This is a genomic window from Alistipes sp. An31A (genome assembly GCF_002159425.1).
Classification (GTDB): domain Bacteria; phylum Bacteroidota; class Bacteroidia; order Bacteroidales; family Rikenellaceae; genus Alistipes; species Alistipes excrementigallinarum.
This window is the reverse complement of the sequence record NZ_NFIO01000007.1, coordinates 45148-58258: the sequence shown is the minus strand read 5'-3', so window position 1 is coordinate 58258 and position 13111 is coordinate 45148. Positions and strand designations below refer to the sequence as shown.

General features: G+C 61.8%; 9 protein-coding genes. 6 read left to right on the top strand and 3 right to left on the bottom strand.

The window, feature by feature from the left end; translation table 11 throughout:
* The first annotated feature begins 106 nt into the window (after nucleotides 1-106).
* From B5F90_RS07430 to B5F90_RS07415, 4 genes are read left to right on the top strand one after another with little or no spacing between them, the layout of a single operon-like run.
* Complete coding sequence (locus tag B5F90_RS07430; protein ID WP_239307764.1) at nucleotides 107-1381, top strand: DNA/RNA non-specific endonuclease; 1275 nt, start codon at nucleotides 107-109, stop codon at nucleotides 1379-1381.
* Between the two features lie 55 nt (nucleotides 1382-1436).
* Nucleotides 1437-2468 carry a nuclease gene (locus B5F90_RS07425; RefSeq protein WP_087362167.1) on the top strand — a complete coding sequence of 344 codons (1032 nt, stop codon included), beginning with the start codon at nucleotides 1437-1439 and terminating at the stop codon, nucleotides 2466-2468.
* A gap of 16 nt (nucleotides 2469-2484) precedes the next feature.
* The gene (locus tag B5F90_RS07420; protein ID WP_199792074.1) at nucleotides 2485-5313 is read left to right on the top strand and encodes a carboxypeptidase-like regulatory domain-containing protein; all 2829 of its coding nucleotides are present in this window, start codon (nucleotides 2485-2487) and stop codon (nucleotides 5311-5313) included.
* A 17-nt stretch (nucleotides 5314-5330) separates the two neighbouring features.
* On the top strand, nucleotides 5331-6578 hold the full coding sequence (locus B5F90_RS07415; protein ID WP_087362166.1) for a DUF5689 domain-containing protein: 1248 nt from the start codon (nucleotides 5331-5333) through the stop codon (nucleotides 6576-6578).
* Nucleotides 6579-7328: 750 nt separating this feature from the next.
* Here the strand turns inward: B5F90_RS07415 and B5F90_RS07410 are convergent.
* The 3 genes from B5F90_RS07410 to B5F90_RS07400 form a co-directional block, all read right to left on the bottom strand.
* On the bottom strand, nucleotides 7329-10136 hold the full coding sequence (locus tag B5F90_RS07410; RefSeq protein ID WP_087362165.1) for a M16 family metallopeptidase: 2808 nt from the start codon (nucleotides 10134-10136) through the stop codon (nucleotides 7329-7331).
* Nucleotides 10137-10208: 72 nt separating this feature from the next.
* Entirely contained in the window at nucleotides 10209-10430 is a 222-nt protein-coding gene (locus tag B5F90_RS07405) for a helix-turn-helix transcriptional regulator (protein ID WP_087362164.1), read from the bottom strand.
* 57 nt (nucleotides 10431-10487) lie between these two features.
* Nucleotides 10488-11177, bottom strand: coding sequence for a DUF2975 domain-containing protein (locus B5F90_RS07400; RefSeq protein ID WP_087362163.1), 690 nt, complete (start codon nucleotides 11175-11177; stop codon nucleotides 10488-10490).
* Between the two features lie 241 nt (nucleotides 11178-11418).
* Between B5F90_RS07400 and B5F90_RS07395 the strand changes: the two genes are divergently transcribed.
* Nucleotides 11419-12162 (top strand): acyl-ACP thioesterase domain-containing protein, encoded by a 744-nt coding sequence (locus tag B5F90_RS07395; RefSeq protein WP_087362162.1) that lies wholly within the window; start codon nucleotides 11419-11421, stop codon nucleotides 12160-12162.
* Nucleotides 12163-12408: 246 nt separating this feature from the next.
* Nucleotides 12409-12951, top strand: a complete 543-nt coding sequence (locus B5F90_RS07390; protein ID WP_087362161.1) for a ferritin-like domain-containing protein — start codon at nucleotides 12409-12411, stop codon at nucleotides 12949-12951.
* The last annotated feature ends 160 nt before the right edge of the window (nucleotides 12952-13111 follow it).

Below are 13111 nucleotides of genomic sequence, written 5' to 3'. Positions count from 1 at the left end.
CGAGGAAACCGACTTTTAAACCAACCACTCTTGGCGGGGGTAACACTCCGCCAAGAGTTTGGTTTCTTTACATGTCTTTTTTCTGAAATTTCATCGGTTTTTTATCATGCTGAAATTCAAACCGGTAATTCTGTCTGTCATCCTGCTGTCGATACTCACGATATTCGTGGGTTGCGGCGACGAGTCGCAGGGCTCCGCCAGTTCGAAAGCCTGGCTCGCGGCCGGAACCGTGAACTGCAACGCCACGACAAACAGCATCCAGACCCAGGGCGACCGGAATCTGACCTGTACGGCAACCATCCTGACGCAGGGCGACACCGAGTGGTGCTCGTTCGACCTTGCCTCCTCCGTTCTGGAGACTACGGTTGCCGTCGGCAAGCCCATCTACATCTACATGAAGAAGAACACCGCCGCGTCGGACCGTGAGGCGACGCTCCGCGTGCTTTTCTCCGACGGCTATACGGCCGATTTCACCATGACGCAGACCTCGTTCTCCGTCTCGGCCGACTACGACCGCGCCTGGGGCGAACAGCCCCTCTACCGTGCGGAGGCCGATTATGTCTACAAAACCTACTATACGACCCTGTCGAACGGCAAGCGCGTACGCAACTACTCCATCTGCTACGACCTCGACCGCCACGTCTCGAACTGGGTCGCCTATCCGCAGCATGCGAGCTACTGGACCGGCCGCAGCTACGAGGTCGGCGGTACCACCCAGGGGCGCACCAACGCCTGGGCCTACGACGATACGCAGACCGAATACACCTCGTCGAGCCCCTACTACCGGGTGGTCAGCCGCAACGTGACGCAGCCCGCCATCGCGGAGCAGGACCAGCAGTACATCATCCGCAGCTATGGCCAGGGCGGCTACCAGCGCGGTCACATGCTCTCCTCGGCATCGCGATACAATACCTGGGAGACCAACGCCCAGACCTTCTATGCCACCAACATGATGCCGCAGAACGGCTCGTTCAACGGCGGTTCGTGGGGCAACCTCGAGAACAGCGAGCGCACGTGGGCCGGAACGGGCCGCTACGACACGCTCTACGTCGTGACGGGTGCCAGCTTCAAGAGCTCGAAGAGCATCAGCAACGCCAACGGCCCCATCGCCGTGCCGTCGCACTGCTGGAAGGTGATGGTCCAGGCCCGCAAGGAGTTCCGCGACAAGCCCATCTCGGAGTGTACGGCCGACGAGCTGCGCGCCATCGGCTTCATCTATCCCAACGACGCATCGGCCGACGGCATGACGCTGGGCGACGCCGCATACTCGGTGCGCGAGGTGGAGGAGTTCACCGGCTTCGAGTTCTTCCACAACCTCTCGGCCGACGGTGCCGCCGTCAAGGAGCGACTCGTGCTGTCGGACTGGGGCATCAGCAACTGATACAACCAATACAGGAGATACGAACCTGAATCGAATCAAACTCAATAGCTTTATGATGAAGAAAATTCTTCTTACAGGACTGTTTGCCGTGCTGCTCGTGGCCGGTTTCGCGCAGAAGCCCTATAAAGTGGTCTTCTACAACTTCGAGAACCTGTTCGATACGATTCCCGACCCCGACGTGCTCGACAAGGAGTTCACGCCCGACGGGCCGAAGCGCTGGAACACGGCCAAGTACACGCGCAAAATCGGCAACCTGGAGCGCGTGCTCTTCGACATCGCCGCTCAGGACAAGGATTACCCGATTGTCATCGGCGTGTCGGAAATCGAGAACCGTGCGGTGATGGAGGATGTGATTGCCACTCCGAAGCTCGCCCCCGGCAACTACCGGGTCGTACACTACGACTCGCCCGACGCCCGCGGTGTCGATGTGGGCTTCTTCTACCGCCCCGACGTCTTCAAGCTCGAGGGCAGCCAGGCCATCAAGTTCAACATGCCGGGCCGTCCCGACTTCCGTACGCGTGACTTCGTCACGATGTGGGGAACCATCGAGTCGGAGCCCTTCTTCTTCCTGGTGAGCCACTGGCCGTCGCGTCTGGGCGGCAAGGAGGCCTCGGCCTCGCTGCGCATGGCCGCCGCACGGCAGGTGCGCTCGATTGTCGACTCGGTCAAGATGCTCCGTCCCGAGGTGAAGGTGGTCGTCATGGGTGACCTGAACGACGACGCGACGGACGACAGCGTCATCGAGGGTCTGCACGCCAAGGGCAAAATCTCCGACGTGAAGGCGGGCGACATGTTCAACCCCTTCATCGCGCTGCTCAAGGCGGGTTACGGCACGCTGGCCTACCGCGATGCCTGGAACCTCTTCGACAACATCATCGTCTCGGACAACCTCGCCACGGGCTCGACCGGTGCGCTGAAAATCCAGCGCGTGGGCAAGTCGAAGTACTACGGCGGCATCTTCCGCCGCCCCTACATGCTCCAGAAGGAGGGCCAGTACAAGGGCTACCCGCTGCGTACGTTCGTGGGCAACGATTTCCAGGGCGGCTTCAGCGACCACTTCCCCGTCTATATCTACATAGCCAAATAACACTTAACATAACTGTATGAAACTGAAATCTCTACTCTTTCTTCTGCTCGCCGTGACGACCGCTACGGTCTCCTGGGCTCAGGACGGAGGCGTGCGCGGCAAGGTGGTTTCCCGCCTGGGACGCGAAGCGCTGAGCAACGTGAAGGTTACCCTCGAGTCCACGGGCCTGACGGTGACGACGGATGAGAACGGTAACTTCGAAATCGAGAACCTGCCGGCCGGCAACCACCGCATTACGTTCACTACGCCCGACTTCGAGGAGCTCGACATGGTGGTGCGCGTCGGCAATACGGTGAAGGACCTCCAGTCGGTGGTCGTATCGCCCCTGACGAGCCCCGAGGCCTTCGATGACCAGATTTTTGCCGAGCTCGACATGGACAGCTCTTCGTCCGACGAGCAGCCGCTTCCGTCGGCCCTCTCGGCGTCGAAGGATGTCTTTACGAACATCGCCTCGTACCGCTTCAGCGAGATGCGCTTCAACGTGCGCGGCTACGACTCGCAGTATCAGGACATCTATCTGAACGGCATCCGCTTCAACGACGCCATGACGGGCTACGGCCCCTGGTCGCTGTGGAGCGGTCTGAACGATGCGACGCGCAACCAGGAGACCATTTCGGGTCTCGGTTTCACGGACTACGGTCTGGGCGGCATCGCCGGTCAGACGAACATCAACGCCCGCGCCTCGCAGATGCGCAAGGGCCTGCGCGTGAGCGTCTCGAACGCCACGCAGCTCTACCGCTTCCGCGTGATGGTCTCCTACGCCTCGGGTCAGCTTGACAACGGCTGGTCGTACGGCTTCTCGGTCGGCACGCGTCAGGGCGGCAACGGCTATGTGGACGGTGTCTACTACAACTCCTATGCCTACTTCGGTTCGGTCGAGAAGCGCTTCGGCGACAACCACCGTCTGGGTCTGACCATCATGGCCTCGCCCACGGAGCGCGGTGCGCAGCAGGCTTCGACCGAGGAGGCCTACAACCTCTTCGGCAACCACTACTACAACCCCAACGTCGGTTATCAGGACGGCAAGCTGCGCAACTCGCGCATCCGCAACACGCACGAGCCCATCGCCATGCTGACCTACACGTGGGACATCTCGGAGCGGACGCGCCTGTCGGCCGCCACGTCGCTGCGCTTCGGCAAGAACGGCTACTCGGCCCTCTCGTGGAAGGACTCGGGCGACCCGCGCGGTGACTACTACCGTTATCTGCCTTCGTACTTCCTCAACCAGATTGTTCCGGGCGTAACCTCCGACAAGGGCATCTACGACCTGCTGCAGCGCGCCAAGCACGCCGGCGAGGTGTGGACAGGAATGCTCGACTTCGACCGCTTCTACCGCGACAATCAGTATGTCGACCCGACGCTGGCCCAGTATGCCGGTGAGAACCAGCGCCGCTCGAACATCATCATCGAGGAGCGCCACACCGACCAGCTCGACTACAACTTCGCGGCCAACGTCGCCCACCAAATCAACAACAAGATGCGCATCGTCGGCGGAGTCAACCTGCGTGCCAACCGGACGTGGTACTACGACGAAATCAAGGACCTGCTGGGCGGCGACTACTGGTACGACATCGACAAGTTCGCCGAGCGTGACCAGGGTCAGGACCCCGTCAACTACCAGAACGACCTGGACTACTACCTCCAGAACGGCCATGCCCGCATCGTGCGTGAAGGCGACAAGTTCAACTACAACTACCGCGCGCACCTGCTCGAAGGGAGCGCCTGGGCCTTCTACAACTACGCAACGGGCGGCTTCTCGATGAACATCGGCGGTGAGGTCGGCTATTCGTCGATGTACCGCGAGGGTCTGTGGCGCAAGGGCCTCTTCGCCGACAACTCGTACGGCGACTCGAAGAAGCTCGGCTACCTGACCTACAACCTCAAGGGCAACTTCGGCTACAAGTTCTCGGGCGCCCACTCGCTCGAGGCCAGCATCGTCTACATGCAGAACGCCCCGAAGTTCGTCAACTCGTTCGTATCGCCGCGTACGCGCAACACCACCACGCCGGGTCTGACGGCCGAGAACGTGCTGGGTCTCGACCTGACCTACAACCTCAACCTGCCCTACATCAAGGCTCGTCTGTCGGGTTACTACACCGAGATGACCAACCAGGCGAAGGTCATTTCGTTCTACGACGACCTGCGCCACTCCTACACCAACTTCGCCATGAGCGGCATCGACAAGCGCTACTACGGCGTCGAGCTGGGTGTGTCGGTTCCCATCTGGAACGGCCTTTCGGTAGTGGGCGCCCTGAGCTGGGGTGACTACACCTATACGTCGGACCCCAACTTCGTGCAGACCATCGACAACAGCGAGGAGGTGGTCAAGAACGACCGCGTACACTGGGAGGGGATGCATGTGGAGAGCTCGCCGCAGCTGGCCGCCAACATCGGCCTTGACTTCCGCGGCCCGCGCAACTGGTTCGCATCGGTCAACTTCAACTACTACGACAAGGTCTACCTCTCGATGAACCCGCTTTACCGTACGTCGACCGTCATCCGCAGCTACCTCGACGTGCTCTCCTCGTCCTCTTCGTCGGTCGAGGAGCAGGTAGCCGCCGTGCAGGCCATCCGTACGATGCAGAAGCAGGAGAAGTTCGACCCGGCCTTCACGCTGAGCGCCAGCATCGGCAAGAACTGGTACATCCACCGTCAGTACATGCTCGGCTTCAGCCTCGAGGTGAAGAACCTGCTCAACGACCAGGACATCCGTACGGGCGGTTACGAGCAGATGCGACTCAACCGCGTCCGCACCGACAAGGGTACGCAGTACAAGCGTTTCGACTCGAAGTACTTCTACATGCTCGGTACGACCTACTACCTGAATGTATATTTCCGTTTTTAATCCGAAAATAAGCATCAATGAAAAGCGTTAAGATATTTCTGGCTGCGGCCGTCGCTCTGCTGACCGTCGGCTGCTACAACGACTTCGACACGCCGAAGATAAAGGTGTGGCAGGAGGACGAGGTGGCGGGCATGGGTCTGACCCATATCTCGATTCTCGACCTCAAGAAGGAGTTTGTCAATCGTTTCGGTTCCCTCTCGGGTACGGGTCAAAACACGAGCTGGGACGACACCAAGGCGCTCAAGCTGGGCGAGGCCTACGCGGGCGAAGATGAGTTCGAGAGCGCGGGAACCGCATTCTGGCCCGAGGCTGCCAACTACTACATCAAGGGCAAGGTGATTTCGAGCGACGAGCAGGGCAACATCTACAAGTCGCTCTACATCTACGACGGTACGGCCGCCATCGAGCTCAAGCTCAGCGGTACGCTCTACACGACCTACAAGCTCAACCTCGATACGAAGGAGAGCACCTGGGTTTATGTCCTGCTGCGCGACCTCTACCTGGGCAACTACCGCATGATGCTCTCGCTGGGCGACGCTCCGTCGGACTCCTACAACGTCGTGCAGGAGCATAAGTTCTATGCCAACTCGAACCTCGAACTGGCTGCCGACATCGACGCTCACGTGCTGCCGGGCGAGCCCTGCAAGCTCGAGGACGGGGACATCCTCGAGGTGAACAGCAGCAACTACACGACGCTGGTGACCGACGAGGAGTCGGCGCTGAAGAATCTGGGCCGTCTGGTCCGCTTCTCGGACATCACGGTCCGCTATGCCGGCGTGAAGAACCAGAACGGCGAGGTTCCGACGGCCATGAAGAACGGCACCTACGATAACAGCTATCCGACGTGGACCTGCACCGACGTGCGTCCCGTGCTGTTCCAGCCCTGGTACCGCTGGGCCTACAGCGTCAACAACGAGAAGCTCTATGCCTCGGTGCTCATCTCCTACAATCCCCAGGCGACCTATACCTCCGACCCGGGTGTCTATACGGTGCGCACGAGCGGCTATTCGCGCTTTGCCATGAAGCCGATTCCGAAGGACGGCGCCGTGGGCAACGTGCTGGGTCTCTTTGCCATCTATTCGAAGCAGAGCACCTATTCGGGCGGGTCGCGCGACTATGCCCAGTATCAGATTACGGTAAGCCGTATCGAGGACCTCGACTTCAAGGCCGAGGACCTGCTCAGCGAGGAGTGGATTGAGGCCAATACGCCGGCCGAGTCCTACGACCCGCCCGTAGCGGACGATACGGGCGACGACCTCGAGTAGAGGCGGCGCATCCGTTCCATGGGGCGGCATCCGGCAGCGGATGCCGCTCTTTTTTTGTGCGTGTTCGGACGATGGGTCGGTTGTGCGTATTTGGGCGATGGGAGCCGGTGCCCGGCCCTGCGGGGGGCCTCTTCGGCCCTTCCGGAAGAGCAGGAGCGGGCGGAGCGGGGCAGAAACAGGCCGCGTGGTGGTGCAGGCGAGGGGAAGTTGGCAGAGGTATGGAGCGAGGGGTGGTGGAGGGCAGCAGGACGATGCGCGGAGGGGGTGGCGTCGCGGCGGAGAGGGGGCGGAAGTTGGCGGAGGGGTGTTGCGGGTGAGCATGCGGCTCGGGGGCATTGTCTGACCGGAATTGAGCCCTTGCGGGGAAGTACGACATCGTTTTCGGTTACTTCCGGCGCTCGTTCCCCGGCGGCCTTCCGCCCCCGCTGGCCTCTCTCCGCTCCTTTAATCGCTTCCGCTCCTGTTCCCGCCCCGGCGCTCGTCCCCCGGCCTTCCGCCCCCGCTGGCCTGTCTCCGCTCCTGTCCCCGCCCCGGCGCTCTTTCTCCGGCACGTTCCCGTTCCCGCTCCCGGCGCGTCCCTGTCCCCGCTCCCGGCACGAACCGTTCCCGCTCCCGGCTTCTGTCCCCGCTGCATTCAGGCCGGCCCCTGCTGCCGTATCTGCGCAAAAAAAACTCCGGGCCCCCCAAAAGAGGGGTCCGGAGTTGAGTTCCGAAGTGCTCGGGAGGCTGCCTCCCCAAGCATGCGGTGGATTACTTCTCTTCGGCAGGTGCCGGGCGCATGATGACCTTCACCAGGTTGCCGTCCTCAAGCACCTTGCGGGCCATGGCCTGCACGTCGGCGTTGGTCAGAGCCTCCACGGCGCTCTTGTATTCGCGGACGAAGTCCAGACCGCTGCCGTACTTCGACTGGAGGTAACCCACCCAGCTGCCGTTCTGCTCGAGCGTGTTCTGCCAGTTCTTGAGCAGGAACTCGCGCGTCTTCTCGATATCCTCGGTCAGCGGGCCGTTGTCGGCAATCTGCCGGAGCTCCTTCATCACAATCTCGCGCAGCTCGTCGGCCATCTCCTCGTTGGTGTCGAAGCCGATGTGCATCTCGTAGCGCTCGGCCGGGATGTAGTCGGTCGTGCCGTAGACCTGCACGCCGTAGGTGCCGCCCTTCTCCTCGCGAATCGAGACGAGGTAGCGTGCGTTGAGCGCCTGCGTGAGGAACGTCAGCGCCAGCTTGTTCTTGAAGGTGTAGGGCATATCACCCGAGAAGAGGTAGTGCACGTTGACCTTCGGCTGCTGCATCGCCACGCGGAAGTCCTCCGTCACGTCGCCCTTGACCACCGAAGCCTTGTCGTCGACGAAGTTCGTCTTCTTCGAGGCGGGAATCGAGCCGATGTACTTCTCGACCAGCGGCTTGAGTGTCTCCAGGTCGACGTTGCCCACGAAGATGAAGGTGAAGCTGTTGGCATTGGGGTAGAGCTTCTCGTAGATGGCGGGCAGCTTCGCGAAGTCGAACTTCGAGACGAGCTCCTGCGAAATCATCTGACGGCGCGGGTTGTTGCCGTAGCTTACCTCGAGGAAGCGCTTCTGGGCCAGGTAGTCGGGGTTCGACTCCACGTTGGCCAGCTGTGCGTTGAGCGTGTTGATGAGCGTGTTGTAGTCGTTCTGGTCGAAGCGCGGCGAGGTGAAGTCGAGGTAGAGCAGCTGGAGCATCGTCTCGAGGTCCTTGGGCGAGCAGCTGCCGTTGATGGTGCTGGCATACTCCGAGGTGTTGTTCTGCACCGAAGCCGACTTGCCCGAGAGCTGCTTGCGGAGCTCCGTGGCCGAGAAGCGGCCGATGCCCGACATGGCGTTGATGCTCGGCATCATCTCACCCATGTAGTACTCCTCGTCGCTCAGCAGCGAGAGACCTCCCTTGGCGGTGGCGCTCATGCGCACCTCGTCGGCCTTGAACGTCGTGGGCTTCACGACGATGCGCGTGCCGTTGGCCAGCGTCCACTCGGTGGTGCCCAGTGTCTGGTCGGTCGTCGTCTTCTTGACGGGCGAACCCTTCAGCTTGGTTCCCTCGGGAATCAGCGGCTCCTTGACCACGTTGTCCTCATAGGCCTCGACCTCCGACGAGATGACCTTGTCGCGGATGGCCAGCAGCTCTTCGGCCGTCGGGTTGGTGATGCCCTCCTTCTCGGGCGCCGTGACGAAGATGACCTGGTTGGTCGGGGTGATGAACTGCTGTGCCACGGCATTCACGGCGTCGACCGTGATGTTGCGGATGAGCATGCTGTCGAGCTGCCACTCGGTCTTGGCGTCGGGTACGGGCGAATTCCTGCGGTAGTTGGCCAGATACTCCTCGACATACTCCTCGTTGGTGCGGTCGTTGCGGTTGGCGTAGCTGCGCTCGGCGTCGCGCATCAGGGTCTCCTGGGCGCGCTCGAACTCACCCTGCGTGAAGCCGTAGCGGCGCATCTTCTCCAGCTCGGTATAGAGCGCCTCGAAGCCGCGGGCCAGTGCTCCGTCCTGCGTTGCGGCGGTGAAAATCGTGGCGTCGAGCGTCGGGATGACGCCTACCTCGCCCGAGCCCATGCCGGCGCCGAGGAACGGTGCGTCGGGCTTCATGCGGAGCTCCTCAAGACGGGCGTTCTCCATGACCGTCATGTAGGAGTTGATGACGTCCAGCATCTCGGCCTGCACGGTGTTGTTCATCACCTCGGGCAGTGCGCGGCGCTTGATGAAGAGCTGTACGCGCGAACCCTGCATCTCGGGGTCGGTGAAGATGCTGACGATGGGCTCCTCGTTGTCGGGAACGACAATCTCGGCCTTCTTCGGGGCGTCGGCCGCCGGAGCCGGGATGTCGGCCATCAGCGTCTTGATTTTCTGCTCGATGGCGTCGACGTCCACGTCACCCACGACAATCACGGCCTGGTAGTCGGGACGGTACCACGACTTGTAGAACTTCTCCAGCTCGTCGTGGTGGAAGTTCTTCAGCCCGTCGAGGTAGCCAATCAGGTTGCGGTGCTCGTAGAGCGTACCCTTGCCCAGCGCCTGGAGCATGCTCATGGTCGAACGCCACGAGGCGCCGTCGCGCGTACGCAGCTCCTCCATGATGACGCCGCGCTCCGAGTCAATCTCCTCGGGACGCAGGGCGATGAAGTGCGACCAGTCGTGCAGGACGAGCAGGGCGCTGTCGATGACGCCCTGACGCTGGGTCGGCACGTCCGAGATGTTGTAGCAGGTGTAGTCCCAGGTCGTTCCGGCGTTGAGGTTGTAGCCGAACTTCACGCCGACGGTCTCCAGATACTCAATCATCTGTTTGCCGGGCAGGTTTTTTGTGCCGTTGAAGGCCATGTGCTCGAGGAAGTGTGCCAGACCCTGCTGCGAGTCCTCCTCTTGGATGGCGCCCACGTCGTGGAGTATGTAGAAATCGGCCTGATTCTTCGGCTTTTCGTTGTGCCGGATGTAGTAGGTCATGCCGTTGTCCAGCTTGCCCGTGCGCAGCTCGGGGTCGGCCGGAATCGGAGTCATGGGCCCCTGGGCCATGACGCTCGCCGTTGCCGTCAGGGCGACGAGGAGCATTGTCAGTTTTTTCATAGTGTTGGTATTAAGTGGTTTTTCGTCTGTTTCGTTGCAGGCCGCAGCTGCGGCGTCTTACTCGTTCGGGGCCGGTTCGGGGCGGTATTCGATGATGTCGCCCGGCTGGCACTCCAGCTCGCGGCAAATCGCCTCGAGCGTCGAGAAGCGGACGGCCTTGGCCTTGCCGTTCTTGAGAATCGAAAGATTGGCCGGCGTGATGTCCACCCGTTCGGCAAGCTCTCCGAGCGAGATTTTGCGCTTGGCCATCATGACATCAATATTGATGATTATCGCCATACCCCCCCCTTGTGTTATTCGTATATATATCCGTGAAAATCATTTCCTTGCGTGCGGTTAGATGGTCAGTTTCTGCTCCTCGCTCAGCTGCGTGCCCACCACGAGCACCTCGGCCATGAAGAGCATCAGGATGCCGACGATGATGTTCCAGTAGTTGAGCGGGAAGGTGGTGTCGACCTGCAGCGCCGAACCCTGAAGCAGCGTGGCGGCCTCGCGGATGTTGATGTACTTCATGAACGACTCGCTCAGCGCGGCCACGAGCATCAGGATGCCGATGGCGCGCGTGCGGCCGATGTTGCCGTGGCGCAGCGGCTGCTCGTCGCGGATGGACTTGCGCAGCGAGTTGATGATGAGGGCGATGAGGATGAAGACCGCCAGATAGGCTACCCCCGTGAGCATCGAGAGAAGGTAGGCGAAGCCGTTGTTGGCCATCACCTTGAGGGAGTTCGAGACCGTGTACTTCTCGGGCACGGTGACGCGCAGCCGGACGTTGTCCACCGAGACGGAGGTGTTCGCACCGACCCCTTCGACGGCGGGCAGCTCCGAGCCCGAGGCGCGCAGCGGTGCGTAGACGTAGTAGGTGCGCACGTCGCCCTGCGTGAAGTCGGTATCCATCGTCTGCTGCGCCTCGCGCCAGCCCGACGAGAAGCTCGGGGCGATGGTCGAAAGGAAGCCGATGACCAGCGCCACGAAGTAGAAGACGTAGATAATCATCAGATGCTTGTAGAGTCGTCGCTTGTTCTGCATGTGCGGTACGTGTGTGGGTTTCTTTTTTGCAAATGTACAATTAGTTTTTTGAAAAACAAATAATATTTATCGTTTTTCGATAATTTTTGTCGTCCGGAGCTCCTGTCCAGGGTGTATGCGGGGAGTCGGTCGACCCTCCGGCCACGGCGGAGGGCGGCCTTCGGCGGTCGATTTTTTTTCGCCGCGGCACGCTTTTTTCGTATCTTTGTTCCGACGTGTGAACCAAAACGCATTCGGACAAATGGGTCAGAAATCCTTCTATTCATATCGGGTCGAGCCTCAGGATGTGGACTTTACCCTGCGGGCGACGCTCCCGGCGCTGGGCGTCTCCATCCTCAACGTGGCGGGTGCCGACGCCCATGGCAAGGGCTTCGGCGTCGATGCGCTCAATGCCGACAACCACTCGTGGGTCCTCTCGCGCATGGCCATCGAGGTCGACGAGCGCCCGCAGCAGTATACCGACTACACCGTCGCCACGTGGATTAACGAGTACGGACGGGTGCTCTCGACGCGTAACTTTACGCTCAGCGACGCCTCGGGGCACGAATTTGCGCGGGCCGTCACGCAGTGGGCGATGATTGACCTCACGACGCGTACGGCCGTCGACCTCTCGTGGGTGGGACGCGCCCACAACGAGGCGATTGTCGACGAGCCGTCGCCGGCCGAGAAGCCCCGCAAAATCCGCTCGGTCGAGCCCGAGCGCTTCGTCGAGCACCGCGTGGTCTACAGTGACATCGACTTCAACCGCCACGTCAATACGATGCGCTACATCGAGATGTGCCTCGACATGCTGCCCGTCGAGTGCTTCGCCCGCGACGGGGGGATGCGGCTCGACATCCACTTCCTGCACGAGTGCCGCTACGGCGAGCTGCTCCGCGTGGGGTGCCAGACGCGCGAGGGGGAGACGCTCTTCGAAATCCGCAACGAGGCGGGCGAGGCGGCCGTGCGGGCAGCCATTTCCTGGCGCGAACCGGAGCACAAGTAATAAGGGCACGGACGCGAACCGGGGCGCAGACCAGAGCGCGGGCGGGGCGCGAACAAGAACGCGAACCAGCGCGCGACGGGGAGCGAACAGGGGCGTAAGCGCAGGTCGGACAGACGGGAGCGTGCGTCGATGCTCCGCAGGCGGCGCTGCTTGCGCGGCATGCGCGTAAAAAAGCGGCGTCGGGCGGCCTCGGACAAACAATACGGAACGGGTTTTGCACCGCAACGGGTGCAAAACCTTTTTCGTATGGAGACGACAACCGAAACCCGCAACAGCAGCCAGCGGGTAAGCATCGGGCTGCTCAACGACGCCGTGGGCAAGGAGATTGCCTCGTCACTGCAGTATATCTACTTCCACGTCCACTTCGAGGATGCGCGCTACCGCTACCTCTCCGAGCTGATGCACCGCGTCGCCATCGCCGAGATGCGCCACATCGAGCTCTTCGCCGAGCGGATTCTCTTTCTGGGGGGCGACGTCGAGATGAACCCTTCGTTCCGCACCCGGCCGCTGGTCGAGCCGCTCGAGATGCTGCGTCTGGCCATGCAGCTCGAGCAGAACACCGTGGCGAGCTACAACGAGGCGGCGCGCATCGCCTGCGAGCAGAAGGATGCCGCAACGCGGGCCCTCTTCGAGCGGGCCGTGGCCGAGGAGGAGCGCCATCTGGACGCCTTCCGCGCCGAGCTGCAGCACCTGCTCGACTACGGCGAGCACTACCTGGCGCTGCAGTCGGTGGCGGCGAGCCGTCGCGAGGCCGAGCAGATGCGTCAGCCGGTGGCCGTGGAGCAGTAGCACGGTGCGGCGTCCGAGCCCGGACAGCACCCGAATCCGAGCAGGAGCCCGGCCCGAGCCCGGGCGGTGTCTGCACCTGTGCCCGAGCCGGAGTTTGTGCCCGGCCCCCGAGCCCCCGCAGCCGAGTCTGTGCCCGCGCCGGCATCTGTTTTTGCGCCTT

Bases quoted from the DNA above. Each gene is read 5' to 3' on its own strand.
- B5F90_RS07410 (WP_087362165.1), bottom strand. From the start codon at position 10,136: ATGCTCCTCGTCGCCCTGACGGCAACGGCGAGCGTCATGGCCCAGGGG.
- B5F90_RS07415 (WP_087362166.1), top strand. From the start codon at position 5,331: ATGAAAAGCGTTAAGATATTTCTGGCTGCGGCCGTCGCTCTGCTGACC.
- B5F90_RS07430 (WP_239307764.1), top strand. From the start codon at position 107: ATGCTGAAATTCAAACCGGTAATTCTGTCTGTCATCCTGCTGTCGATA.
- B5F90_RS07400 (WP_087362163.1), bottom strand. From the start codon at position 11,177: ATGCAGAACAAGCGACGACTCTACAAGCATCTGATGATTATCTACGTC.
- B5F90_RS07395 (WP_087362162.1), top strand. From the start codon at position 11,419: ATGGGTCAGAAATCCTTCTATTCATATCGGGTCGAGCCTCAGGATGTG.
- B5F90_RS07405 (WP_087362164.1), bottom strand. From the start codon at position 10,430: ATGGCGATAATCATCAATATTGATGTCATGATGGCCAAGCGCAAAATC.
- B5F90_RS07390 (WP_087362161.1), top strand. From the start codon at position 12,409: ATGGAGACGACAACCGAAACCCGCAACAGCAGCCAGCGGGTAAGCATC.
- B5F90_RS07420 (WP_199792074.1), top strand. From the start codon at position 2,485: ATGAAACTGAAATCTCTACTCTTTCTTCTGCTCGCCGTGACGACCGCT.
- B5F90_RS07425 (WP_087362167.1), top strand. From the start codon at position 1,437: ATGAAGAAAATTCTTCTTACAGGACTGTTTGCCGTGCTGCTCGTGGCC.